Source organism: Brevibacterium sp. MGP-B1 (assembly GCF_057766545.1).
The window spans coordinates 1,965,404-1,989,463 of record NZ_CM173407.1 but is presented as its reverse complement, the minus strand read 5'-3'; the positions used below and the strand labels follow the sequence as shown (position 1 = coordinate 1,989,463).

The 24,060-nt window shown below is 64.8% G+C and carries 21 protein-coding genes; 13 read left to right on the top strand and 8 right to left on the bottom strand.

What is annotated here, in order from left to right:
* Positions 1-36 precede the first annotated feature (36 nt).
* The gene (locus tag AC3CD9_RS09080; RefSeq protein WP_488367319.1) at positions 37-978 is read left to right on the top strand and encodes a D-2-hydroxyacid dehydrogenase family protein; all 942 of its coding nucleotides are present in this window, start codon (positions 37-39) and stop codon (positions 976-978) included.
* An 85-nt stretch (positions 979-1,063) separates the two neighbouring features.
* Positions 1,064-2,710, top strand: coding sequence for a benzoylformate decarboxylase (mdlC, locus tag AC3CD9_RS09075; RefSeq protein WP_488367318.1), 1,647 nt, complete (start codon positions 1,064-1,066; stop codon positions 2,708-2,710).
* 141 nt (positions 2,711-2,851) lie between these two features.
* Here mdlC and AC3CD9_RS09070 read toward each other — a convergent pair whose 3' ends face one another.
* The gene (locus AC3CD9_RS09070; RefSeq protein ID WP_488367317.1) at positions 2,852-3,673 is read right to left on the bottom strand and encodes an aldo/keto reductase; all 822 of its coding nucleotides are present in this window, start codon (positions 3,671-3,673) and stop codon (positions 2,852-2,854) included.
* A 236-nt stretch (positions 3,674-3,909) separates the two neighbouring features.
* Here AC3CD9_RS09070 and AC3CD9_RS09065 point away from each other — a divergent pair, with 236 nt between their 5' ends.
* Complete coding sequence (locus AC3CD9_RS09065; RefSeq protein ID WP_488367316.1) at positions 3,910-4,857, top strand: hypothetical protein; 948 nt, start codon at positions 3,910-3,912, stop codon at positions 4,855-4,857.
* Between the two features lie 3 nt (positions 4,858-4,860).
* On the opposite strand, the gene AC3CD9_RS09060 is transcribed toward AC3CD9_RS09065, so the two are convergent.
* Complete coding sequence (locus tag AC3CD9_RS09060) at positions 4,861-6,231, bottom strand: PTS transporter subunit EIIC (protein ID WP_488367315.1); 1,371 nt, start codon at positions 6,229-6,231, stop codon at positions 4,861-4,863.
* A 101-nt stretch (positions 6,232-6,332) separates the two neighbouring features.
* Between AC3CD9_RS09060 and AC3CD9_RS09055 the strand changes: the two genes are divergently transcribed.
* Both AC3CD9_RS09055 and AC3CD9_RS09050 read left to right on the top strand, forming a co-directional pair.
* The gene (locus AC3CD9_RS09055; protein ID WP_082019017.1) at positions 6,333-6,581 is read left to right on the top strand and encodes a PTS sugar transporter subunit IIB; all 249 of its coding nucleotides are present in this window, start codon (positions 6,333-6,335) and stop codon (positions 6,579-6,581) included.
* Between the two features lie 123 nt (positions 6,582-6,704).
* The gene (locus AC3CD9_RS09050; RefSeq protein WP_488367314.1) at positions 6,705-7,157 is read left to right on the top strand and encodes a PTS sugar transporter subunit IIA; all 453 of its coding nucleotides are present in this window, start codon (positions 6,705-6,707) and stop codon (positions 7,155-7,157) included.
* A 6-nt stretch (positions 7,158-7,163) separates the two neighbouring features.
* Here AC3CD9_RS09050 and AC3CD9_RS09045 read toward each other — a convergent pair whose 3' ends face one another.
* On the bottom strand, positions 7,164-7,682 hold the full coding sequence (locus AC3CD9_RS09045) for an adenine phosphoribosyltransferase (RefSeq protein WP_488367313.1): 519 nt from the start codon (positions 7,680-7,682) through the stop codon (positions 7,164-7,166).
* 90 nt (positions 7,683-7,772) lie between these two features.
* On the opposite strand from AC3CD9_RS09045, the gene AC3CD9_RS09040 reads away from it, so the two are divergent.
* Positions 7,773-8,390, top strand: a complete 618-nt coding sequence (locus tag AC3CD9_RS09040) for a protein-L-isoaspartate O-methyltransferase family protein (protein ID WP_488367312.1) — start codon at positions 7,773-7,775, stop codon at positions 8,388-8,390.
* Here the strand turns inward: AC3CD9_RS09040 and AC3CD9_RS09035 are convergent.
* The 3 genes from AC3CD9_RS09035 to AC3CD9_RS09025 form a co-directional block, all read right to left on the bottom strand.
* Positions 8,341-8,892: a hypothetical protein gene (locus AC3CD9_RS09035; protein WP_488367311.1), complete on the bottom strand. Its 552-nt coding sequence runs from the start codon at positions 8,890-8,892 to the stop codon at positions 8,341-8,343. The genes AC3CD9_RS09040 and AC3CD9_RS09035 overlap by 50 nt on opposite strands.
* A gap of 109 nt (positions 8,893-9,001) precedes the next feature.
* Entirely contained in the window at positions 9,002-10,822 is a 1,821-nt protein-coding gene (locus tag AC3CD9_RS09030; RefSeq protein ID WP_488367310.1) for an ABC transporter ATP-binding protein, read from the bottom strand.
* Positions 10,819-12,609 carry an ABC transporter ATP-binding protein gene (locus AC3CD9_RS09025; protein ID WP_488367309.1) on the bottom strand — a complete coding sequence of 597 codons (1,791 nt, stop codon included), beginning with the start codon at positions 12,607-12,609 and terminating at the stop codon, positions 10,819-10,821. Before AC3CD9_RS09025 ends, AC3CD9_RS09030 begins: the two co-directional genes overlap by 4 nt.
* A 371-nt stretch (positions 12,610-12,980) precedes the next feature.
* Between AC3CD9_RS09025 and AC3CD9_RS09020 the strand changes: the two genes are divergently transcribed.
* The 5 genes from AC3CD9_RS09020 (at position 12,981) to serA (ending at position 19,785) form a co-directional block, all read left to right on the top strand.
* A complete protein-coding gene (locus AC3CD9_RS09020) occupies positions 12,981-14,915 on the top strand; it encodes an acetolactate synthase large subunit (protein ID WP_488367308.1) in 1,935 nt (644 codons plus the stop codon).
* Positions 14,912-15,427, top strand: a complete 516-nt coding sequence (gene ilvN, locus AC3CD9_RS09015; RefSeq protein WP_139468869.1) for an acetolactate synthase small subunit — start codon at positions 14,912-14,914, stop codon at positions 15,425-15,427. The genes AC3CD9_RS09020 and ilvN overlap by 4 nt, the downstream gene beginning before the upstream one ends.
* A 106-nt stretch (positions 15,428-15,533) precedes the next feature.
* Complete coding sequence (gene ilvC, locus AC3CD9_RS09010; protein ID WP_101544534.1) at positions 15,534-16,565, top strand: ketol-acid reductoisomerase; 1,032 nt, start codon at positions 15,534-15,536, stop codon at positions 16,563-16,565.
* A 207-nt stretch (positions 16,566-16,772) separates the two neighbouring features.
* Entirely contained in the window at positions 16,773-18,065 is a 1,293-nt protein-coding gene (locus AC3CD9_RS09005) for a GNAT family N-acetyltransferase (protein WP_488367307.1), read from the top strand.
* Positions 18,066-18,192: 127 nt separating this feature from the next.
* The gene (gene serA / locus AC3CD9_RS09000) at positions 18,193-19,785 is read left to right on the top strand and encodes a phosphoglycerate dehydrogenase (protein WP_262775202.1); all 1,593 of its coding nucleotides are present in this window, start codon (positions 18,193-18,195) and stop codon (positions 19,783-19,785) included.
* A gap of 22 nt (positions 19,786-19,807) precedes the next feature.
* Here the strand turns inward: serA and AC3CD9_RS08995 are convergent, their stop codons facing one another.
* On the bottom strand, positions 19,808-20,527 hold the full coding sequence (locus AC3CD9_RS08995; RefSeq protein ID WP_488367306.1) for a phosphatase PAP2 family protein: 720 nt from the start codon (positions 20,525-20,527) through the stop codon (positions 19,808-19,810).
* Positions 20,524-21,375: an HpcH/HpaI aldolase/citrate lyase family protein gene (locus AC3CD9_RS08990; RefSeq protein ID WP_488367305.1), complete on the bottom strand. Its 852-nt coding sequence runs from the start codon at positions 21,373-21,375 to the stop codon at positions 20,524-20,526. The genes AC3CD9_RS08995 and AC3CD9_RS08990 overlap by 4 nt, the downstream gene beginning before the upstream one ends.
* Before the next feature lie 298 nt (positions 21,376-21,673).
* Between AC3CD9_RS08990 and AC3CD9_RS08985 the strand changes: the two genes are divergently transcribed.
* Both AC3CD9_RS08985 and AC3CD9_RS08980 read left to right on the top strand, forming a co-directional pair.
* Positions 21,674-22,711: a 3-isopropylmalate dehydrogenase gene (locus AC3CD9_RS08985; protein ID WP_488367304.1), complete on the top strand. Its 1,038-nt coding sequence runs from the start codon at positions 21,674-21,676 to the stop codon at positions 22,709-22,711.
* Between the two features lie 178 nt (positions 22,712-22,889).
* Entirely contained in the window at positions 22,890-23,981 is a 1,092-nt protein-coding gene (locus tag AC3CD9_RS08980) for a branched-chain amino acid aminotransferase (protein WP_488367303.1), read from the top strand.
* Positions 23,982-24,060 lie beyond the last annotated feature (79 nt).

The following is a 24,060-nucleotide window of genomic DNA, read 5'->3' as shown; positions in this document are numbered from 1 at the left end:
AGGATGTAGGTCACACGACTTCAGGAGAGGAACACAATGCGCATCGTCGTTCTCGATGACTATCAGCAGGTGGCAGGCAAGTTCGCGGACTGGAGCGGTCTCGACGCCGAGGTCGAGTTCATCGATCGTCACATCGTCGACGACGATGACCTGGTGCAGGTCCTCTCCGGCGCCGAGGTGGCTGTGGCGATGCGGGAGCGAACCGCCTTCACCGCCGGCCGGCTGGAACGGCTGCCGGACCTCCGTCTGCTCGTGACCACGGGACGGGTCAACGCCTCCATCGACGTGGAGGCGGCGCGTGCGCAGGGGATCGTGGTCTGCGGAACCGAGTCGACCACCTCGGCGACACCGGAGCTGACCTGGGGACTCATCCTTTCCGTTCTGCGCAGCATCCCGGCCGAGGACGCCGCTGTCCGAGGCGGCGGCTGGCAGTCGACCGTCGGGGGAGACCTCGATGGGCACCGCCTCGGCGTGGTCGGTCTGGGACGTCTGGGAACGAAGGTCGCGCGGGTCGGTGCTGCCTTCGGCATGGACGTCGTGGCGTGGAGCCAGAACCTCGACGCGGAACGGGCAGACGGCCTGGGCGTGCGCGCGGTGAGCAAGGACGAGCTGTTCTCCACCGCGGACGTGGTGACGATCCACTACAAACTCAGCGACCGCAGCCGAGGACTCGTGGGAGCCGCCGAACTTGAGACGATGAAGCCCGACAGCATCCTCGTCAACACCTCGCGCGCCGGACTCGTCGACACCGACGCACTCATCACCGTGCTGGAAGCAGGTGGGATCCGGGGCGCGGGACTCGACGTCCACGACGAAGAGCCGCTGCCGGTCGACCATCGCCTGCGCAGCACACCGCGCACCGTGCTCACCCCGCACCTGGGATACGTCACCGAAGACACCTATCGGGTCTTCTTCACCCAGGCAGTCGAGGACATCGCAGCCTGGATCGCGGGAGAGCCGATCCGCGTGCTGGGCTGATGCGCCAACGGATATGGTGAGGCGAGAGAGGCGCCACACAACCCGGCCCCTCCGCGAGCGCACCACGAACGAAAGCAGAGGCACAATGGCCGACCAATCCGACAGAGACGACGGAGAGAAGACAGTCCTCGACGCGAGTCTGGAAGTCTTCCGCGCCCACGGGATGACGACGATCTTCGGAAATCCGGGCTCGAACGAACTGCCGTTCCTCGCAGGACTGGGCACCGACTTCCGGTTCGTCCTCGGTCTGCACGAGCAGGTCGTCGTCGGTATGGCCGAAGGATTTGCACGGGCCACGGGAGGGCCGGCGCTGGTGAATCTGCACGCCGCCTCGGGGTCGGGCAATGGCATGGGTGCGTTGACGAACGCCCACTACGGCCACGTTCCGCTGGTCGTCCTCGCAGGTCAGCAGGTGCGCCGCACCGTCGGTCAGGAGACGATGCTCGCCAGCGTCGATGCCTCGACGCTGCCCGCCCCGCTGGTGAAGTACTCACACGAGCCGCTGTCGGCCACCGACGTGCCGCGCACGCTGTCGCAGGCGGCACTCGAGGCAACCACCCAGCCGAGTGGTCCCGTCTATGTGTCCGTTCCGCTCGATGACTGGGACGAACCGGCACTACCCGACGACGCACTGTTGGCGAAGCGTTCGGTGACGACGGCGGGAACCATGCCGGAGTCGCTGCGCCGCGAACTCACGGGCGTCCTCGACGGGGCACAGAACCCTGCCCTCGTCCTCGGCCCGCAGGTCGATGCCGCCGCAGTGGGTGATCCGACGGTCTACGAGGACGCAATGGTGCTGGCCGAACGCCTGAACGCCTCCGTCTACGTCGCACCCTCACCGACGCGGTGCCCGTTCCCGACGACTCATCCGAACTTCGAAGGCGTCCTGGTTCCGGGCATCCGATCGGTGCGCGACCGGCTCTCCGGCCACGACGTCGTGCTCGTCATGGGAGCCGCCACGTTCCGGTACCACCGCTGGGAGCCGGCGAACTATCTGGAGCCGGGCACCGAGGTCATCCAGATCACCCAGGACCCGCGGGAGGCGACACGGGCACCGTTCGGCCGCGCCGTCGTCGCGGACGTCGCGACCGCGCTCGCCGACCTCGCGGCAGCGACGACGGATCGAGGAACTCGCCGAGGCGACCGTGGGTCTCGAATCGTCACCTCCCCGCCGCGGTCAGAGCAGGGAATGACCGGCACCGAGGTGCTCGCCGTGCTCAACGATCATGTCGACGACAGCGTCGTGTACGTCAATGAGACGACCACCCTCGACCTCGACTACCTCGAGCGGATCGTCATCGACAGGCCAGGAATGTACCACTTCCCGGCTTCGGGAGGGCTCGGCTTCGGGCTGCCGGTCGCGCTGGGTTTGGCGATCGGCGATCCGGAGAAGACCATTGTCGCCACCGTCGGCGACGGCTCCGCGAACTACGGACTCACCGCTCTGTACACGGCCGCCCAGTTGGGCACGAAGACGATCTTCGTCATCGTCAACAACTCCGGCTACGGTGCGCTCTCCGGATTCGCCGAACGGATGGGCGTCCCTGACACCCCGGGGCTGACTCTGGGCACGATCGACTTCGTGTCGCTGGCGCAGGGGTACGGAGTCCCGGCCAGCCGGACCACGACCCGAGAGGAGTTCGAGACCGCCTACCGTGAAGCGCTGCAGGCCGGCGGACCGGTGCTCATCGACGCCGTCGTCCTCGGCGTCGACGGCCGGACGGTGGCGTGACAGAACGACGAAGCCGCCGGAGAGTCGGAACTCTCCGGCGGCTTCGTCATTGGTCGACCTGACTGCCCAACCGGCCACGTCGGTCACGATCGTTGGTCGGGGTGGGCCGCCTCGGCGAGGTTTTGGTCGAACCTGAACGGGTCAGTTCACCTCGGCGGGATCGGCCGAGACGCGGCCGCCGTTTTCGAGCGCGTCGATGGCTGCCACCTCGGCGTCGGTGAGTTCGAAGTCGAAGACGTCGAAGTTCTGCTCCATGCGGTCGCGGTTGTTCGACTTCGGGAAGACGACGTGACCCTTCTGCAGGTGCCAGCGGATGATCGCCTGAGCCCAGGACTTCTCATGGGCGGCGGCGATCTCACCGATGACGGTGTTCGCGTAGTCGACCTTGCCCTGGCCCAGCGGACCCCAGGCTTCGATCTTGATGTCGTGCTCGGCGAGCAGCGGACGGGTCTCGACCTGCTGGAACTGCGGGTGGACCTCGATCTGGTCGACGGCCGGGATGATGCCCGTGTCGAGGATCTCCGGCAGGAAGCGGTGGTCGAAGTTCGACACGCCGATCGAGGTGGTCAGGCCCTGATCGCGGTAGCCGGGGAAGGCCTCCCAGGTCTCGACCGAGTTCCTGTTCGCAGGGGTCGGCCAATGGATGAGGTAGAGGTCGACGCGGTCGAGGCCGAGCTTCTCCAGGGATTCGCCGAGGGCCCGCTTGGATTCTTCCGCACCGTGGCGATCGTTCCACAGCTTGGTCGTCACGAAGAGTTCATCGCGGGCGATCCCGGACTTCGCGATGGCCCGTCCCACGCCTTCCTCATTGCCGTAGACGGCAGCGGTGTCGATGTGGCGGTAGCCGACCTCGAGGGCGTCGGTGACGATGCGTTCGGTCTCGTCGGGATCGACCTTGAAGACGCCGAATCCCAGCTGCGGGATCGTCTTGCCGTCGTTGAGAGTGAGTGTGGGAACCGTCATGGTGCCGCCTTTCGTCACGGGGCTGGAATGATCTGCGGGACGTCCTTGTTGGATGTCTCCGCGAAGTCGGGAATCTGAAGGTGATCCCCGAGCGACTCTATAACGACAGGGTCGTTGGCGATCATTCCCTATTTCTCTCTGTTTCTTCATTTTTCGATGCCGCCACGAGCGATCGGTGTCGAGACTGGCACACGTTGTGACCGTGGAAGCGAGCGTGTGACCGATAGGTTCGAGGCATGGGGGAACGAAGAGCGCATTATCGCCGCCGGATCGCGTCTGTCGCTGCCGTCATTGTTGCGGCGGTCGGGCTGTCTGGGTGTTTCGGACCAGATCTCAGCGACCGTGCGCATGACATCGGCGCGGTGCTGTCGACGAAGGCGGGGGTCGAAGATGTCAGCACTGTTTACCAGAACGGCTTCGATTCGGGTCGGTTGCTGGCGCACACCGTCACAATGTCCACCGATGCGACACACAATCAAGCCCTCGAGGTGGCCGCCACGTTCGATCAGGAGACCGGCCCGGAATTCGATCGTTATGACCAGGAGCTCACGCTCCTGGTTTCGGATCAGGAACTTGATATCAGAGATAACACGAGTAGTGACATCATGGCGGAGCGAACGTCGCATCTTCTTATGCTCGCTACATTACTGTCCGCCGATCGAATCGAATGGATTGAACAGTCGGAGCAGAGTACCTTCGAAGACTCGTTGGAACTGAGAGATGCGCAGGCTGACCCCTTCCGGACGTTCAGTGCGGTACGGACAGAGCTCGGCGCCGAGGACTTCCAGCTGAGGACCAGAGCTCCGTCCCAGGCTGAGTGGAATGTGGACTTCCCGTTCTCAGAGCAGGCGCAGAATCGTCTGGAGACTGCAATCAGCCCGATCCTTGACCAGAATGATGAGATCAGGATCGAAGACGACCAGGTGTCGAGCTATTTTGTTGAAATCCCTGACGGACCAGAAGCGGTCAGTCAGCTGAGAGGCAAAATCGAACGCATTGACGTTGTCAACACTCAGTCTTGGGATTTCCACTGGACTCTCAACGCGGGGCCGAACAATCAGTGGAATCCAGGGTGGGTCAATGTGGGCGGATGCGACTATGGCGATGAACCAGACTCGCAGTCCACCACAGGGGCGCAGACGGTTGAGGATCAGCTGCGAGCTCTGTACGACACGTGCCAGTGAGTGTCAGCTCCGCCCTTCGTCCTGTGCGCGCTTCTTGCCCGTGGATTCCTCGGCGGCGATCTGGGCTTCGTCGAAGACCGAAGGAGCACCGGTGCCGGTGTCGGTCTCGTCCTCGCGGCCCGGGGTGTGCAGATTGAACTTGATGATCGCCCACCGGAACAGGAAGTAGTAGATGACGGCATAGGCCAGGCCGATGACCAGCAGAAGCAGGACCGGCCCGATGCCGCCGGACAGTTCCGACGCTCGTCCGAGGTTGAGCAGATAGTCCAGCGCACCGGCCGAGAAGCCGAATCCGGATTTGATGCCGAGCGCATTCACCAACGCCAGTGATGTGCCGGTGAGCACGGCGTGGACCGCGTAGAGCGGGAATGCGACATAGGCGAAGGCGTATTCGAGCGGTTCCGTGATTCCGGTGATGAAGGCGGTCAGCGCCACTGAGAGCATGATGCCGCCGACGACCTTGCGGCGCTTCGGGTGGGCGGTGCGATAGATCGCCAGGGCCGCGGCCGGCAGCGCGAACATCATGATCGGGAAGAAGCCGGTCATGAATGACCCCGTCCAGTTGGCCGTGCCGTCCACACCGGAGAAGAAGCAGGTGATGTCGCCGTGTGCGGTGTCCCCCGAGGAGGTGGTGCACGAACCCAGTTGGAACCAGGGCAGGTTGTTCAGCAGATGGTGCAGTCCGAAGGGGATGAGGAGACGGTTGATGGTGCCGAAGACGAAGCCTGTGCCCGGGTTGGCTCCGTGCTCCATGAGGAAGCCGCCCACGCCCTTGTTGATGAGGGCGTCGAAGACGGGGTAGATGAGAGCCATGATCACGGCGATGACCATCGACGCGACCGCAGTCACGATCGGGACGAAACGGCGACCGCCGAAGAAGCCCAGGTAGGTCGGCAGCTTGATCCGGTGATAGCGCTGATAGAGCAGCGCGGTGATGATGCCGACGACGATTCCGCCGAGCACTCCGAAGTTGATGACGTTCTCGCCCTCACCGTTGTCCGAGCCGAAGCCCGGAGCCATGGCGGTGAAGACTCCGGTGAGGACCATATAGCCGACGACGGCTGCCAGTGCCGTGGAGCCGTCGGCCTTCTTCGCGAAGCCGATGGCCACACCGACGGCGAAGATCAGCGGTAAGTTGTCGAACAGAGCCGAACCTGCGGCCGCGAAGACCGTCGCCACCGGCAGCAGCCAGTCCGCGAACTGGCCGAGTCCGTCGGCGCCGAGCATGTCCGGCTGGCCGAAGCGCATGAGCAGGGCCGCGGCCGGAAGCACGGCGATCGGGAGCATGAGGGAGCGTCCGACGCGTTGGAGCTGGGCGAACCCTGGTATCGCCTTCTTGCGCTTCTTCGGTGCCTCAGCGGATGCGGTGGTCATCGGTTTCCTCCTCGGAAATGGGGCTGTCGGTCACGAGTCGCCGTAGACTTGTGACGCAGATCGCAGAACGTGAAATCGACGCCGGCGCGTGGTCGCCGGAGATGAAGGTGACAGACATGGACAAAGCAGCACAGATCCTCGCCGGACTGGGCGGTGCCGACAACATCGACGACATCGAAGCGTGCATCACTCGCCTGCGCGTCGAGGTCGACGATGACTCTCTCGTCAACGAACAGGCGCTCACGGCAGCCGGTGCCTTCGGCGTGGTGGTGCAGGGAAGCGCGGTCCAGGTCGTCGTCGGTCCGGAGGCCGACAACCTCGTCGATGACATCGAAGACCTCATGGGCTGAGTCACGTCTTCGTCTCCTCTGCTCGCCGATGAGCATCTGCTGGTCGACAGTGATCCTTGTCTGTAGTCTGAGGTCAGTCTAGGCGAAGTACAACTGATTGTGGAGAAAGGCGGCCTGCTGACTATGGCAGTCACGATCGCTGCACCCATCACCGGCACGGTGATCCCATTGACGGAGGTTCCCGACCCCGTCTTCGCAAAAGCGCTCGTCGGCCCCGGAGCGGCCATCGACCCCGGCGAGGCCGCGACCCTGACGGTCACGGCTCCTGTCGCGGGAAAGTTGACGAGTCTCAAGCCCCACGCCTTCGTCATCTCCCACCGACCCGATCAGGGTGTGCTCGTTCACCTGGGCATCGACACCGTTCACCTGAAGGGAGCGGGTTTCACGCTCCGTGCCGAGGCCGGGCAGCAGGTCGAGGCCGGCGAAGAGATCGTCGTCTGGGACTTGGCCGCCGCCCGGGAGGCGGAGAAGTCCGTGGTCGTTCCGGTCGTCGTCCTCGAAGCCGACGCCGAAAACCTGACCCTCACCGAGGCGGGGCCGATCGATGCCGGCGACGCTCTCATCCGAATCGGCTGAGGCGCCTCACTCCGTGAAGAGAGTATGAACCTCGCCCGTATGCTCGCGTCCGCCGAGCGCGGTGAGCTCAAGGACGACGGCTGAGCCGATGACTTCGGCGCCGAGATCCGCGACCAGGGACTGAGCGGCGGTGAGCGTCCCGCCGGTGGCGAGGATGTCATCGATGAGGAGGACGCGCTCGCCCTTCTCCAGGACATCAGGCCCTTCGATCGTGGCAGTGCCGTATTCGAGCGTGTACGACACAGCAGCCGCCGGCCGAGGGAGCTTTCCGGCCTTGCGGATCGGCAGGATTCCGACTCCCGTCATCGCTGAGATGGCACCCGCGAAGAGGAAGCCACGGGCCTCGAGCCCGCCGACGATATCGAACTGACCCGCGAAAGGTTCGATGAGCGCCTCGGTGACTGCCCGCATCGCCGGACCATCGGCGAGCAGCGGGGAGATATCGCGGAAGACGACTCCCGGTTCGGGATAGTCGGGAATCGAAGTGATGAGGCCCTGGGCGCGGCTGAGATCAGATTGAGTCACGGCACAACGATACTCGGTGGCGCCATTGTGCCCTCAGCGCGGATCGGCACAATGGGAAGGTAACGAAGACCGTGGTAGAACGGAGGAGCAATGACATCGGATGCGACGCACGACCGAATCGCCGAGGCGTTCGCCCGGGTTCCGCGCGAACCCTTCCTGCCGGTGGCGGAACGACAGAATGCCTCCGACAACGTGCCCCTGTCGATCGGGCGCGGGCAGACGAATTCGCAGCCGAGCACCGTCGCTGACATGCTCCGACTCCTCGATCCGCAGCCGGGGGACACCGTCCTCGACCTCGGATCAGGATCCGGATGGACCTCGATGCTGCTCGCCGTCCTCGTCGGGCCGACCGGGCAGGTGCTCGGGGTCGAACGGCATTCCGAGCTCGTCGAATCCTCGCGGGCGGCACTGAAATCCGTCACCGCTGAGTTCGAAAACCGGGAAACCCTCGCCGAGGTGGCCATCCACGAAGCCGTTACAGGTGCCCTCGGCCTCCCGGCTGAATCACCGTTCGACCGGATCCTCGTCTCCGCCGGGGCAGAATCACTGCCCGACCAGCTCGTCGATCAGCTGACCGTCGGCGCCACCATGGTCATTCCCGTCGCAGGGGAGATGCTCCGCGTCGTTCGAGACGGTCCTGACTCCGACGAGCTGACGATCACTCGTCACGGCCGGTACCGGTTCGTGCCGCTCGTCGTCGGCGAATGAGCCAGGAGACAGTGATGGCCAAGCCGGCAAAGGCCATCGGCATAACCATGTACAAGTCCTCCGAGTCGTAGAGGGGAGTCCTCCACGACCACGGCAGCAGGGGGTGGCCGATTTTCGCCTCGGCCACGATGAGTCCGCAGAGGGCGGGGAAGAAGACCACTCCGATGATCAACCCGAACCAGGACGTCTTCTCGGTCTCATCAATGGAAGGAACGTCCAGCTCGATTCCACGCTTGCGCGCATAGCCTTGGACCGCGTGGCGTGGCAGATCGAATGTCGTTGCGACCATCACAAGCATTCCTGCCCACCACAGTCCCGAGGCAATCAAGAGCAGGGCGATGATCGCCGCGGTCCACCTCGTCACCTGACCGCCACGGGCAATGGCGTCGCCGATGATCCGACGCTCCTCCGTTCGGCTGCTCATCTCGGCATCGCTGTCGATCCCGACCACATCGTCGATGTCGGCCGCTGCTTCGGTCTCGTTCTGTGCCTCGGAGTTCACGGGTGTCCTCCTCGTCGATTCGACTCGTCTTATATACAGCAACATACTTTGCTGGAACTGCTGAGTCGACCAAGCTGGTGACGACGAGCGGCAGGAGGACGGGAGGACCTCACACGAGTGAGTCGCGCCAGGCCTGATGCAGCTGTGCGAACTTCCCTGTGCCGGAGATGAGTTCGTCGGGTGTGCCGTCCTCGATGATCCGACCGGATTCCATGACGAGCACGCGATCGGCGATCTCGACAGTGGACAGGCGGTGGGCGATGATGATCGCTGTCCGGCCCTCGAGCACCGTGGCCAGAGCGTTCTGCACCAGCCGCTCGGACGGGATGTCGAGGTGCGCAGTCGCCTCGTCGAGGACGACGACGTCCGGATCGGCGAGGAATACCCGTGCGAAGGACACGAGCTGACGCTGGCCCGAACTCAAGCGGCCGCCGCGCTTCTTCACATCCGTGGCATAGCCCTCGGGCAGTCGGCGGATGTACGCATCCAAGCCGACTGCGGTCGCAGCCGCCACGACTTCGTCATCGCCGGCACTTGGATTGCCGATGCGGATGTTGTCGGCGATGGTGCCGGCGAAGAGGAACGCCTCCTGGGTGACCATGACGACCGACGATCGCAGCTGTGCATCGTCGAGGTCACGCAGATCCACCTCGTCGAGGGTGATTCGTCCAACGCTTGGATCGTAGAAGCGGGTGACGAGCTTGACCAGGGTCGACTTGCCCGCGCCAGTGGCACCGACGAGCGCGACGATCTGCCCCGCGGGGATGCGGAGATCGAAGCGGGGGAGGACGTCGGGACCGTCGGCGTAGGCGAAGCGGACCTCGTCGAGGTCGAGGGCGCGACCGCTGGCAGCCGCGTCACCGTTCGCGTGCGCAGGCAGAGCCTGCGGCTGGGTCGGTTCGACCACCTCGGGGTCGGTGTCGAGCACCGCCGCGATCTTCTCCAACGCCGCCGAGGCGGACTGGTAGAGATTGAACGCCTGTACGAGTTCATCAAGAGGGCCGTAGAAACGACGCAGGTAGAGGATGAACGCCGCGAGCACGCCGATCTGCGTCCACCCCTCGATGACGAGCCACGCACCGATGACGATGATCACCGTCTGCGTGACGTTGCCGATCAGCCGCGTCCACCCGGCGAACCAGGCCACCCCGCGCAGGGCATCCGTGTTCGCATCCCGGTAGCGGGAATCCTGATCGCTCAGCGTCCCGCGCCGCTCGGGCTGACGCCGGTACGCCTGCACAGCCCGGATGCCGCCCATCGTCTCGACGAAGTGGACGATGACCTTCGCGATCGATGTCCGCGTGCGCCGGTAGGCGCTGCGCTGAGTCGAATGCGCGGCCTTCGTGATGAAGAACAGCGGCACGAATCCAGCGAAGACGACGATCGCCAGCGGCACATCGAGGACGACGAGCGTGACGGCGATGAAGAGCATCTGCAGCACCGCCAGCGCCGTGTCGAAGAGCGAATACGACAGGAACTGCTGCACCGATTCCATGTCCGAGGTCTGCCGGGACACGAGCCGACCCGAGGTCGACTTCTCGTGATAACCCAGGTCAAGACGCTGCACATGGGTGAAGACCCGCTCGCGCAGGGTGAAGAGGATCCGCTGAGCGGTGATCCCGACGAGCCTGGTCGACGTGAACGCCAAGATCGCCGAGGCGATAGCGGAGACCACGAAGAGCGTGACCGCCCGGATCAGGGGATCCATATCGCCGTCGATGGCTGCGGGCACACCTCGATCGAGGGCATCAGCGATGAACACCGGCCCGATGACCATCAGCGCAGCCGTGAGTACGACGATGACGGCGAGGAAGACGGCCATCGCCAGATGCGGCCTGACCAGCGACATCAGCAGGGCGCGGGCCTTCTTCGCAATGTCCGGCGGCAGCGACTCGATCTCGTCGTCGCTGTCGAGACGCGGCATGCTCATGGTGTCCCTCCTTCCTTCGCCGGGGCGGCCGCCCCCGGATACGTGTGCGCATCGGCTTTCGCGCTCGCCCCCATGAGTTCGCGGTAGAGCTTCGAGGACTCGAGCAGCTCTTCGTGGGTGCCGAGCGCTGCGATCCGGCCCTCGTCGAGCACCGCCACCACATCGGCCAATGCCGCTGTGGACGGGCGGTGGGCGATGATGAGTGTCGTCGAATCCGGCAGGATCTCCCGCAGGGCCCGCTGCACCCGATCCTCGGTGTCGACGTCGACGGCCGAGAGCGGATCGTCGAAGACGAGGATGCGCGGACGCCCGATGACAGCACGAGCCAGAGCGAGGCGCTGACGCTGACCGCCGGACAGAGACAGTCCCTGTTCGCCGACCTGCGTGTCCAGACCATCGGGCAGTCGGGAGACGAAATCCTTCGCCGCCGCGATCTCGAGTGCCTCCCAGATCTCTTCCTCGCCCGCGCCCGGGGAACCCATCTCGACGTTCTCGGCCACGGAAGTCGAGAACAGGATCGGATCCTCGAAGGATACGGACACGAGGTGACGCAGCTCGTTGACCGGCATGTCTCGGATATCGACGTCGTCGATGCTCACCGTGCCGGCGGAGACGTCCTGAAGCCTGGGCACCAGAGACGCCAGAGTCGTCTTCCCCGAGCCGGTTGCCCCGACGAGAGCGAGAGTCTGACCGGGCTCGATGGTGAGATCGAGACCGCGCAGGGTCAGTCGCTCGGTATCAGAGAAATGGAAATCGACGTTGTCGAAGCACAGCTTCCCGCGGTAGTGCCCGACTTCGGGAGCATCGTCGACACCGCCGTCGGTATCGGTGATGTCATGGCGGATGTCGATGACCTCCCAGTACCGTCCTGCGGCGGTCAGCGCCATGAGCGCATCGGCGAGCAGGAAGCCGAGCATCTCGATGGGCATCCGCAGCACCATCGAGATCGTCACGGCCGCCACGACCGTGCCGATCGTCGTCCAGCCCTCGATGACACCCAACGTGCCGACGGCGACGATCGCGGCCTGAGCCAGGGTCGGCAGCAGCAGGAGCACACTCCACAGCCACGAGTCGAGCTTCGCTTTGCGGATCTCCAAGGATTTCAGCCGGGACGAGATCTGGGAGAAGCGCTCGGCGGCCCAGGGGGAGCGGCCGAAGGACTTGAGGATCCGGATGCCCTGGATGGACTCCTCGACGTCGGTGGTCAGTTCGCCCATGGTGTCCTGCGACCGGCGGGAGGTCTCCCGATAGTGCTTCTCGAAGACGGCGACCGCGATGATCGCCGGCACCGCCATGATGATCATGATGAGACCGAACACGGGCTGCATGATCACGAGCATCACCGTCCCGACGGCGAGCACGATCGGGGTGGAGAGGAGGAACGGCAGCCCGAACGCGAAGAAGCGACGCAGCTGAGACAGATCATTCACCGCGCGGGAGAGGAGCTGGCCGGACTCCCACGAATCGTGGATCGCCACTGAGGTGTACTGCAGACGATCGAACAGGCGCGACCGCCACGTCACTTCCCAATGGGAGACGACGGGAGCGACGACCATGCGCCTGGCCCACATTCCGACCGCCTCGGCGATGCCGATGAGCAGCACCCCGAGGACGGGCAGCCACAAGCCCGACAGATCGCGGTGGGCGATGGGCCCGTCGACGATGTAACCGGTGATCACGGGGACGATGAGCTGGATTCCGTTGGCCAGGAGAGTGAGGACGAGCACGAGGACGTACACGCCGATGCGGGAGCGGAGGTCAGGCCAGAAACGGAGGAGGGGGCGCACGAGAATCCAGCCTAGTCGCAGACTGTGATCTATTCCACGAATCCGGCAAACAGGCTTCCCTTTTCTCTGTGCGCTGAATATCGAGGTCGTGCGGAACGGCGGTGGGGAATGGGGACGCTCGGCCGCCTCGGCGAGTCTCGCCTGGCAACCATCATCGGTCTCGAATGTCGGGACGAACGTTTGCGAGGTTTGACACCCTCGAGTGCTGCGGGGAACTATTGAGGCATGACTCACCTTCTTGTCGTCGTTATTACCCAGCGCGCGGATCTTCCGTAGCCTGTCGAGACGACACGTTCCGCGCGCCCCTACCGAATCCGGAGGGGCTTTTTTAATGCGGAGATGAGAAGGAAACCCAGGAAGGATAGGAATCGATGGCAGCCAAGCCCTCGACCGCGAAGGACACGGGCACTCAACCCGCGTCCGCACCGGTCACAGCCACACCGTCCAGCATTCGCCGCAACACCGGGCCGGAAATCCTCACCGGCGCACAGGCGATCGTCCGCAGCCTCGAGAAGCTCGAGGTCGACACGGTATTCGGGCTTCCCGGCGGCACCATCCTTCCCACCTACGACCCGCTGTTCGAGACGGACAAGATCCGTCACATCCTCGTCCGTCACGAGCAGGGCGCCGGCCACGCGGCCGAAGGCTATGCGGCCGCATCGGGCAAGCTCGGCGTGTGCATCGCCACCTCGGGCCCGGGGGCGACGAACCTCATCACGGCCCTGGCCGATGCGCACATGGACTCCGTGCCGATGCTCGCAATCACCGGTCAGCAGGCCTCATCGCTGCTCGGCACCGACGCCTTCCAGGAAGCCGATATCGTCGGCATGACGATGCCGGTGACCAAGCACAGCTTCCTCGTCACCCGTGCCGAGGACATTCCGGCGGCGCTCGTCAACGCCCACCACATCGCGACCACCGGCCGTCCCGGCCCCGTGCTCGTCGACATCACCAAGGATGCGCAGACCGGCACCGCCCCGTTCGTCTGGCCGGAAGAGCCGGTGCTGCCCGGCTACCGCCCCATCCTCAAGCCGCACGCCAAGCAGATCCGCGAGGCCGCACGCCTGATGTCCGAGGCTCAGCGCCCGGTGTTCTACATCGGCGGCGGAGTCATCCGCTCGGAAGCCGAGAAGGAGCTGCTCCGCCTGGCAGAGGCCACGAACATCCCCGTGGTCACCACGCTCATGGCGCGCGGAGCCTTCCCCGACTCGCACCAGCTGCACCTGGGCATGCCCGGAATGCACGGCAGCGTACCTGCCGTCACTGCATTCCAGAAGGCCGACCTGCTCATCGCCATCGGTGCCCGCTTCGACGACCGCGTGACGGGCAAGCTGGACTCGTTCGCCCCGAACGCCCAAGTCATCCACGCCGATATCGACCCGGCCGAGATCGGCAAGAACCGAGAGGTCGATGTCGCCATCGTCGGCGATGCCCGCGAAGTGCTCGCCGAGATGCTCGCAGAGATGCGCAGCAAGTTCCCCAAGGCTCTGGAGCGCCAGCGCGAACCGTGGTGGCGCTTCCTCAACCGTCTCAAGCAGACCTACCCGCTCGGCTATGAGACGCACGGCGAACTGTGCGATCCGCAGTACGTCATCTCCCGGATCTCCGCGCTCACCGGCCCCGAGGCGGTCTATGCCGCAGGCGTGGGGCAGCACCAGATGTGGGCGGCTCAGTTCATCGAATTCGAACGCCCCAAGTCCTGGCTGAACTCCGGCGGACTCGGCACCATGGGCTACTCCGTGCCCGCGGCCATGGGTGCGAAGGTCAGCCAGCCCGACCGTGTGGTGTGGGCGATCGACGGTGACGGCTGCTTCCAGATGACGAATCAGGAACTGGCCACCTGCGCGCTCAACAACATTCCGATCAAGGTCGCGATCATCAACAACTCGTCGCTGGGCATGGTCCGCCAGTGGCAGACCCTGTTCTACGACGGCCGCTACTCGAACACCGACCTCAACACCGGTCACGAGACGATCCGCATCCCCGACTTCGCCAAACTGGCCGAAGCCTACGGCTGTGAGGCGATCCGCGTGGACCGCAACGAGGATGTCGACGCCGCGATCGAGAAGGCGCTGTCGATCAATGACCGACCGGTCGTCCTCGACTTCACGGTCCCACCGGATGCGATGGTGTGGCCGATGGTCGCGGCAGGCGTGTCGAACGATGAGATCGAGTATGCCCGCGGCATCCGTCCCGAGTTCGACGGAGAGGGCGAAGAGGAGGCCGAGGCCGCCATCGCCGAGGCCGGAGCGAACGAAGACGGCACGGTGCGTTCCGTGGCTCAGATCGAAGGAGGCCTGGAATGAACAGCAGCCGACACACACTCTCTGTCCTGGTCGAGAACAAACCCGGCGTGCTCACTCGGTTCACCGGGCTCATCGCCCGCCGCGGCTTCAACATCCACAGCCTCGCCGTCGGTGTGACCGAGCATGAGGAGCTGAGCCGGATCACCGTCGTCGTCGACGTCAACGACGTTCCGCTGGAACAGGTGACGAAGCAGCTGAACAAGCTCGTCAACGTCATCAAGATCGTCGAACTCGAACCCGAGTCCTCGGTGCGCCGAGCGCACATCATCTACAAGGTCAAGGCGAACGCGGCGACACGGCCGCAGGTCGCCTCGGCGGTGGAGATGTTCCGGGCGAAGATCGTCGACGTCGGACCCGACTCCGTGAGCATCGAGGCCACCGGTGAGCTCGGCAAGGTCGAAGCCCTGCGCGAGGTCCTCGAACCCTTCGGGATCAAGGAGATCGTGCAGTCGGGAACCGTGGCCATCGGCCGCGGGGCGAAGTCGATCACTGACCGCGCACTGCGTGGCTGATTTCGCGTTCCAACTTGTGGAACCCCGCTCATCTCAATACGTGAACAGCAGTACCGAACTGTGAAACAATGGGGACATCACCCCGTAATCTGAAGGAGCTAGAACTATGGCAGCAGAACGCTATTACGACGACAATGCAGACCTGTCGATCATCCAGGGCAAGAAGGTCGCCGTCATCGGCTACGGCAGCCAGGGCCACGCCCACTCGCTGAGCCTGCGCGACTCCGGCGCCGAAGTCCGCATCGGCCTCAAGGAAGGCTCGGCCAGCCGCGACAAGGCCACGGCCGAGGGCCTCGAGGTCGGCACCCCCGCCGAGGTGGCCGCATGGGCCGATGTCATCACGATCGCCGCTCCCGACCAGGTTCAGGCCGAGATCTTCAACAACGAGATCAAGGATCAGCTGGCTCCCGGCAAGACCCTCGTGTTCATCCACGGCTTCAACATCCGCTACGACTACATCAAGGCTCCCGAGGGCGTCGACGTCATCATGGTCGCCCCGAAGGGCCCCGGCCACGTGGTTCGTCGTGAGTTCGTCGACGGCCGCGGTGTGCCCGTGCTCGTCGCCGTCGAGGTCGACGCCTCCGGCAAGGCCTGGGACACCGTGCTGTCCTACGCCAAGGGCATCGGCGGCCTGCGCGCCGGCGGCATCAAGACCACCTTCACCGAGGAGACCGAGACCGATCTGTTCGGTGAGCAGACCGTGCTCTGCGGCGGTGTCTCGCACCTCGTCCAGTACGGCTTCGAGACCCTGACCGAGGCCGGCTACCAGCCCGAGATCGCCTACTTCGAGGTCCTCCACGAGCTCAAGCTCATCGTCGACCTCATGGTCGAGGGCGGCATCGCCAAGCAGCGTTGGTCCTGCTCCGACACCGCTGAGTACGGCGACTACGTCTCCGGCCCGCGGGTCATCACCCCCGAGGTGAAGGAGAACATGAAGGGCGTCCTCGACGACATCCAGAACGGAAAGTTCGCCGAGCGCTTCATGAACGACCAAAAGAACGGCGCACCGGAGTTCAAGGAGCTGCGCGCCAAGGAAGAGCAGCACCCGATCGAGTCCACCGGTCGCGAGCTGCGAAAGATGTTCGCATGGCTCAAGGACTCCGACGACGACTACACCGAGGGCACTGCCGCTCGCTGAGTCTGAATCATCGGCTGAGTCTCAACCTCGCCGAGGCGGCCCCAACGCTGCGATGCTGTGACCGCCCCAGCCGGGAGAGCTGAGAGAAGGAGCCCTGGACACCATTCGGTGTCCAGGGCTCCTTCACTCAGCAATCCCAAGGCACCAGACTTCGATCGATCGGGAGAATCTACCGACGGCGGCACCGATCTGGACTACTGTGGATGTGTGACGAATTACAGATTCGAAGACTTCGAGCCCACCATCGACGAAGCCACCGGCGAGCCGGATGAGCGCACCAAGGCGTACTTCGCCTCGACGAGTGTGGGCTTCCACGACCCGCGTTCGACGGATGCGGCCCTGGTGGGCAGGGTGAAGCGGGCGATCGCCGATGGGCGCAAGCTCACTGCCGTCTACGCCGACCAGGAGTTCGGCCACGGATTGGATTCGTCGATCCCGGTCGCGACCTTCGCCTGGTTCGAAAAACTCGTCAACGTCGGCGGCGGTCGGCTGGTCCCGGGTCACCTCATCACCTGGATCACGGTGCGACCGACCCACCGCCGGCGCGGTCTGCTGCGGTTGCTGATGACAACGGACCTCGCCGAGGCGAAGGCGAGCGGCTACCCGTTCGCCGCGCTGACCGCGACCGAAGGCGGAATCTACTCGCGCTTCGGCTTCGGCGTGGCCACCTGGCTGCGTTCGATCGAGGTCGACACCTCGCCCGGGTTCAAAATGGTCCGCGAACCCGATCGCCGGGTCGAGATGTGCCTGCCCAGCGAGCTGCGCGAACTGGCTCCGAAGATCTACGACCGTTTCATGCGCACCTCGCCCGGAGCGATGGAGCGTCAGCAGACCTACATCGAACGCGCCACCGGCGCCCTCAACACTGAGACCGGTGAAGAGGACCGCGGCGTCCGCGCGGCCCTGCACTTCGACGAACAGGGCGAGCCCGACGGCTATGTGTCCTACAAGTTCGCCGGCTGGTCGAAGACCCCGCCGACCGTCGACATCATCGACTTCGTGGCCGTCACCGATGCGGCCTACGCCTCCCTGTGGTCGTTCCTCGCCGCCATCGATCTGTCGACCCGCGTGACCTTCGGCGAGTCCGCCGAATACTCCCCGCTGCCGTGGCTGCTCACCGATTCCAGGCGTGTGAAGACCGTCGCGAGCGAGGACAATATCTGGATCCGCATCCTCGACGTCAAGGCCGCACTCGAAGCCCGGCCCTGGTACGTGCCCGGAACGCTGACGATCGACATCGACGATTCCCTCGACCTCGCCGGGGGGCGCTTCACGATCACCTCTGATGGTGAGAGCGCCGAGGTGACCCCTGCCTCCGACTCGACGCCGGCAGACCTGGGGCTCGGCATCGCTGAGCTCGGGTCCCTGTACCTCGGCGGGGCCGATCCCGTCATCCTCGCGCGGGCCGGACGCATCGATGAGCAGACGCCGGGATCCGCCGTACTCGCCAGCGCAATGTTCAGCCTGGGGCGCGCGCCGTATTCGCCGAACGGATTCTGAGCACGCCACGGATTCTGAGCCTGCAGCACGGTCTGTTGAGCGATTCTTCCCAGAATCTGAGACCTTGTGAAGGAATCCTGAAAGTCTCATAAGGTGGACGCGTCCCGGACGCAACAGGAGGAAATCAGTGCCCAAGCCCGTCGTGCTCATCGCCGAAGAACTGTCACCGGCCACCATCGAAGCTCTCGGAGGAGACTTCGAGATCCGTCACACCGAGGGCGCCGACCGATCCCAGCTCCTGCCCGCCATCGCCGACGCCGATGCGATCCTCGTCCGGTCTGCCACGCAGGTCGACGCCGAAGCCATCAACGCTGCGAAGAACCTCAAGGTGATCGCCCGCGCCGGAGTCGGACTCGACAATGTCGATGTCCCCGCAGCCACCTCGGCGGGTGTCATGGTCGTCAACGCACCCACGTCGAACATTATCTCCGCAGCCGAGCTGACGATGGCACACATCCTCGGTTCGGCTCGCTACTTCGGAGCCGGAAACACCTCGCTGAAGGCGGGGGAGTGGAACCGGAAGAAGTACACCGGCGTCGAACTCTACGAGAAGACCCTGGGCATCGTCGGCCTCGGCCGCATCGGCGGACTCGTCGCCGAACGCGCGAAGGCCTTCGGCATGCGACTCGTCGGCTACGACCCCTACATCACTCAGGCCCGAGCGGCTCAGATGGGCGTCGAGGTCCTCGACCTGCCCGGCCTGCTCGCCGTGTCCGACTTCGTCACCGTGCACATGCCCAAGACGCCGGAGACGGTCGGCATGATCAGCACCGAGGAGCTCAAGGCGGCCAAGCCCGGAGCGCGGTTCATCAACGTCGCCCGCGGCGGCATCATCGACGAGGCGGCCCTGGCCGAGGCCGTGGCCAACGGCGAGGTCGGCGGTGCCGGAATCGATGTCTGGAACGTCGAACCGCCGGAGCACTCGGCACTCATGGACCTCGATGCCGTCAATGTCACCCCGCATCTGGGCGCCTCGACTCATGAGGCCCAGGAGAAGGCCGGCGTCGCCGTGGCGAAGTCCGTGCGCAAGGCCCTGGCCGGGGAACTCGTCCCCGATGCGGTCAACGTCGCAGGCGGCGCCATCCACGAGGATGTGCGTCCGGGCATTCCGCTGGCCGAGCGTCTGGGCAGGGTCGTCAACGCTCTGGCCGACTCCTCGGTCACGCACTTCAAGGTCGAGGTCAACGGCGAGATCGCCGACAAGGACGTCTCCGTCCTCAAGCTCTCCGCGCTCAAGGGCCTGTTCAAGGACGTCGTGTCCGATCAGGTCTCCTATGTCAACGCTCCGCTGCTGGCCGAAGAGCGCGGAATCGGCGTCGAGCTCGTCACCGATCCGTACTGCGAATCGTTCCGCAACATCACCCGTCTGACCGCGACGACGAGCACCGGGCAGCGCATCTCCGTGTCCGGCACCGTGACCGGTCCGAAGCTCGTGCAGAAGCTCACCGAGGTCGACGGGTACTCCCTCGAGATCGAACTGACCGACAACCTGCTGATCTTCCGCTATGAGGACCGTCCGGGAATCATCGGTCAGCTGGGTCTGGCGCTCGGTGCGAACAACGTCAACATCGCCGGAATGCAGGTTTCGCCCGCGTCGACGAGCAACGAGGCGCTGTCCGTGCTCGCCGTGGATTCGGTCGTCTCGGACGAGGTCGTCAAGGCTGTGGCCGGTGCCGTAAACGCCTCGGCCTTCACCGGCGTCTCACTCCAGGAGGACTGAGCCCCTCAGCAGCTGGACCCGTTCACCCCGCAAGCCACAGAGCGAAGCGGGGTGAACGGGTCCTCTGCGCTGTCAGGGTCCAGAATTCGTCGACGAGAACGGCGACGGCGATGCCGATGAAGGCACCGGCGATCGTGTCGGTGAGCCAATGGACCTGAAGTGCGGTCCGCGACCACATCATGCCGAGGATCCAGATCCCGGCGAGGATGAACGACCAATGGAAGCCCATCCTCGGTGCTTGTGCTTGTACTTCTTCTGCTACTTCTTCTGCCTGGGCTGCCGATCCGCGCAGCTGATGACGGCGGCAGGCGATGATGGCCAGACTCATGGCCAGTGCGGCCGCGCCCATCGAATGTCCCGAGGGATAGGAGAATCCCAAGGATTCGTAGAGCTGGTCGCCGGGGCGCAGCCGGGTGACGATGGCCTTGAGGATCTCCGAGGCGGCGATGCCGGCGAGCATCGTGGTGACGAGGAAGAGCGCCGAGCGCAGGCGTCTGCGCAACACGAAGATGCCCGTGAGCAGTGCGGTGCAGATGACCACACCGGTACCGCCGCCGACCTCGGCGAGGACGACGGCGATCCAATACGGCACCGAGCCCCTATCGAGGCCGACGAACTCCAACCAGGATTGATCGACCGGCGTGGGGCCGATGCGGTCGAGGTGCAGCCACAGCCCGAAGGCGATGACGAGCAGGACGGCGGGCAGTGTTGCCCACAGCAGCCAAGGCGGCTGTCGGCTCAAGCGTTCCAGAGACCGTAGGCGTCGGCCATGGACGCGATCTTCTTGGCGCGGGCCAGGCGCGGCAGGTAGGAGCCGTCGGTGATCTCGGATCCGCCTTCGGCGGCTTCGAGCATCTGGCGGGCCCAATCGCGTTCGTCTTCGCTCGGGCTCATAGCCTCGTTGAGGGTGTTGACCTGGTCGACGGTGAGGACGAGCTTTCCGGTCATGCCCATCATGTGCGTGATTTCGGCATCGGCCCAGACCTTCTCATCATCGGCATCGGCGGCCGAAGGGCCGTCGATGGGTCCGGGCAGGCCGCCCATGCGGGAGGCGATCGTCAGACGTGAGCGGGCATAGGCCAGAGCCATCGGATCGCCGGAGAAGCCGGTGTCCTTGCGGAAGTCATTGGTGCCGAAGGCGAGGCGGAAGGTGCCGGGCGCCTCGGCGATGCGGGTGGCGTTCTCCACTCCGCGGGCCGATTCCAGGAGGGCGAGGACGGGCAGGCCGGCCTTCGCACGCATCGCGGTGTAGGACACCTGCTCGGGGCGTTCGGTCTCGGGCAGCATGACTCCGCGCAGGCCCGGAAGCATGGCGACAGCGGCGAGGTCGTCGGCCCAGAACTCGGATTCCATCTTGTTGATCCGCACCCAGGCGGACATTCCCGAATCGAGGGCGCGCACGACATTGTCGCGGGCGTCGATCTTCTTGTCATCGGCGACAGAGGCCTCGAGGTCGAAGATGACGGAATCCGCTTCCGAGGTCTGCGCGGGAGTGAAAAGCTCCTCCCTCGCAGCATTGACGAGCAGCCAGGACCGGGAGAGTTTGGCGGGCAGAGCTGCGGCGCGGGCGTTGCGGATGATTTCGGTCAATGATCGACTTTCTCTCGGGGCTGATTGCGTGCGGCCCCCACGGGGTTTGGGGTGCTGTCTCCATTTTCGTCCCTGCGGCGTCGGATGTGTAGCCGAGAACAGTGATTGAGACGTGAATTTGTTCATGTCGGCACACGGAGCGCGGGGCAGCGGCGGGTGCGGCGGTCATCGTCCGATGTGTTCGCGCCGCTGTTGCGCCGACGTCGCTGCGCCTCCGCGCCTCTGTGACGGCGCAGACGACGGTTCACATTGTAAGACGCTGTAGTTGTATCGTGAGATTGAGTCTTATTCTGTGAGCATGAAGTTCTCAATCGCAGTCATGCCCGGAGATGGAATCGGCAACGAGGTCGTCCCTGAAGGCCTCAAAGTCCTCAAGCGCGCCATCGAGGTGTCAGGCGAACCCGTCGAGCTCGAACTCACCGATTACAAGGTCGGTGCTCAGCGCTATCACGAGACCGGTGAGACGCTCACCGACGAAGAGCTCGAATCGCTGCGTGAACATGATGCCATCTTCTTCGGCGCCTGCGGAGATCCGTCCGTGCCTTCCGGCGTGCTCGAGCGCGGGGTCATCCTCAAGATGCGCTTCGGGCTGGGCCACGCGGTGAATCTGCGTCCCTCGAAGCTGTTCGCCGGAGTCACCAGCCCGCTGGCCGAGCCCGGGAAGATCGACTTCGTCGTCGTCCGTGAGGGCACCGAGGGCTCGTACACCGGATCCGGCGGTTCCGTGCGCACGGACACTCCGCAGGAAGTTGCGACCGAGGTCTCGGTCAACACCTGGTACGGCGTCGAGCGCGCCGTCCGCGATGCCTTCGCCCGCGCTCAGGCGCGGAACAAGAAGCTCACCTACGTGCACAAGCACAATGTCATGGTCCACGCCGGTCACCTGTGGCGTCGCGTGGTCGAGAAGGTCGGGCAGGAATTCCCCGAGGTGGCCGTCAACTACGAGCACACCGATGCGTGCACGATCTACATGGTCACGAATCCCGAGCGCTACGACGTCATCGTCACCGACAACCTCTTCGGTGACATCCTCACCGACCTCGCAGCCGCGGTCACCGGCGGAATCGGTCTGGCCGCCTCGGGGAACCTCAACGTCGAAGGAACGGCGCCGAGCCTGTTCGAACCGATCCACGGATCCGCTCCGGACATCGCCGGGCAGCAGATCGCCGACCCGACCGCCTCGATCCTCTCGGGGGCGCTCATGGCCTCCCAGCTGGGGCTCGAGACAGTGGCCAAGGCGATCGAGACGGCCGTGGAGGCCGACCTCGCCGAGCGCGACGGAACGAAGCGGTCCACCGCCGAGGTGGGCGACGCGATCGCGGCGCGCCTCGGCTGACCGGACCGACCGCCTCGGCGGAGGGGCGGGTGGGTAGCCATAAGGTCACCTCTGCGAGGATGAACCCAACCGAGCGACGCCCGATCTCAGGATTGACGACATCACCCCGGTGCGACGAGCGCCGGGGTGATGGACTACCCTGAAAGTGTCACTCATCACAAGTGAGAAAAGAGTTTTCATGACAGATTTCACCGTTCTTAAGAACCTCCAGCCGCAACCCGAGCTGGTGCGCGAGAACATCAAGAAGGATCCCGGCTTCGGCCAGTACTTCACCGACCACATGGCGCACATCCGCTATACGATCGATGACGGTTGGCAGGGACACGAGGTCCGGCCGTATGGTCCGCTGCTGCTCGACCCGGCAGCCGCCGTCCTCCACTACGCCCAGGAGATCTTCGAGGGGCTCAAGGCCTACCGTCATGCCGACGGATCGGTATGGACGTTCCGACCCGAGCGCAATGCCGCGCGCATCAACAAGTCCGCCGAGCGTCTCGCGCTGCCGCAGCTGCCCGAAGAGGACTTCATCAACTCGCTCAAGCACCTGGTCAGCCTCGACCAGGCATGGGTTCCGACGCCGGAGTCGGACGCCGATGAGTCGAGTCTCTACCTGCGACCGTTCATGATCGCCACGGAGCGGTTCCTCGGCGTGCGGGCCAGCCACGAAGTCGACTACTACGCCATCGCCTCACCGGCCGGACCTTACTTCTCCGGCGGCATCAAACCGGTGTCGATCTGGCTCTCGCCGAAGCTCAAGCGCGCCGGCGCGGGCGGCACGGGATTCGCCAAGTGCGGCGGCAACTATGCATCGTCGCTGGTGGCGACCAACGAAGCTGCAGCAAAGGGATGCCAGCAGGTGCTATTCACCGACTCGGTGGAGAACAAGTACATCGACGAGCTCGGCGGCATGAACCTCATGCTCGTGACGAAGAGCGGCAAGCTGCTCACCCCGGCGCTGAGCGATTCGATCCTCGACGGCGTCACCCGCCGTTCGCTGCTCGAACTGGCTCCTCAGCTCGGACTCGAGGCCGAAGAGCGTCAGATCTCCATCGAGGAGTGGCGCGAGGGCGCGGCCAGCGGCGAAATCGTCGAGGCGTTCGCCTGCGGCACCGCTGCGGTCATCACGCCGATCAGCAAGCTCGTCAGCGAAGACTTCACCATCGACCACGGTGAAGAGGCCGGTGAGACGACCATGGAGCTGCGCAAGACGCTGCTCGGCATCCAGTACGGACGCGTCGAGGACAAGAACAACTGGCTCGTGCGACTGGCCTGAGGGTCGGGGCTCTGGAGGGCCGGGCGTCGCGATGATCGCGGAGTCCGGCCCTTTGTGTCTGTCCGTCTACTGTTGCGGA

Excerpts from the sequence above, each read along its gene's own strand:
- AC3CD9_RS09080 (WP_488367319.1), top strand. The coding sequence starts at position 37 with ATGCGCATCGTCGTTCTCGATGACTATCAGCAGGTGGCAGGCAAGTTC.
- mdlC (WP_488367318.1), top strand. The coding sequence starts at position 1,064 with ATGGCCGACCAATCCGACAGAGACGACGGAGAGAAGACAGTCCTCGAC.
- AC3CD9_RS09070 (WP_488367317.1), bottom strand. The coding sequence starts at position 3,673 with ATGACGGTTCCCACACTCACTCTCAACGACGGCAAGACGATCCCGCAG.
- AC3CD9_RS09065 (WP_488367316.1), top strand. The coding sequence starts at position 3,910 with ATGGGGGAACGAAGAGCGCATTATCGCCGCCGGATCGCGTCTGTCGCT.
- AC3CD9_RS09060 (WP_488367315.1), bottom strand. The coding sequence starts at position 6,231 with ATGACCACCGCATCCGCTGAGGCACCGAAGAAGCGCAAGAAGGCGATA.
- AC3CD9_RS09055 (WP_082019017.1), top strand. The coding sequence starts at position 6,333 with ATGAAGGTGACAGACATGGACAAAGCAGCACAGATCCTCGCCGGACTG.
- AC3CD9_RS09050 (WP_488367314.1), top strand. The coding sequence starts at position 6,705 with ATGGCAGTCACGATCGCTGCACCCATCACCGGCACGGTGATCCCATTG.
- AC3CD9_RS09040 (WP_488367312.1), top strand. The coding sequence starts at position 7,773 with ATGACATCGGATGCGACGCACGACCGAATCGCCGAGGCGTTCGCCCGG.
- AC3CD9_RS09030 (WP_488367310.1), bottom strand. The coding sequence starts at position 10,822 with ATGAGCATGCCGCGTCTCGACAGCGACGACGAGATCGAGTCGCTGCCG.
- AC3CD9_RS09020 (WP_488367308.1), top strand. The coding sequence starts at position 12,981 with ATGGCAGCCAAGCCCTCGACCGCGAAGGACACGGGCACTCAACCCGCG.
- ilvN (WP_139468869.1), top strand. The coding sequence starts at position 14,912 with ATGAACAGCAGCCGACACACACTCTCTGTCCTGGTCGAGAACAAACCC.
- ilvC (WP_101544534.1), top strand. The coding sequence starts at position 15,534 with ATGGCAGCAGAACGCTATTACGACGACAATGCAGACCTGTCGATCATC.
- AC3CD9_RS08985 (WP_488367304.1), top strand. The coding sequence starts at position 21,674 with ATGAAGTTCTCAATCGCAGTCATGCCCGGAGATGGAATCGGCAACGAG.
- AC3CD9_RS08980 (WP_488367303.1), top strand. The coding sequence starts at position 22,890 with ATGACAGATTTCACCGTTCTTAAGAACCTCCAGCCGCAACCCGAGCTG.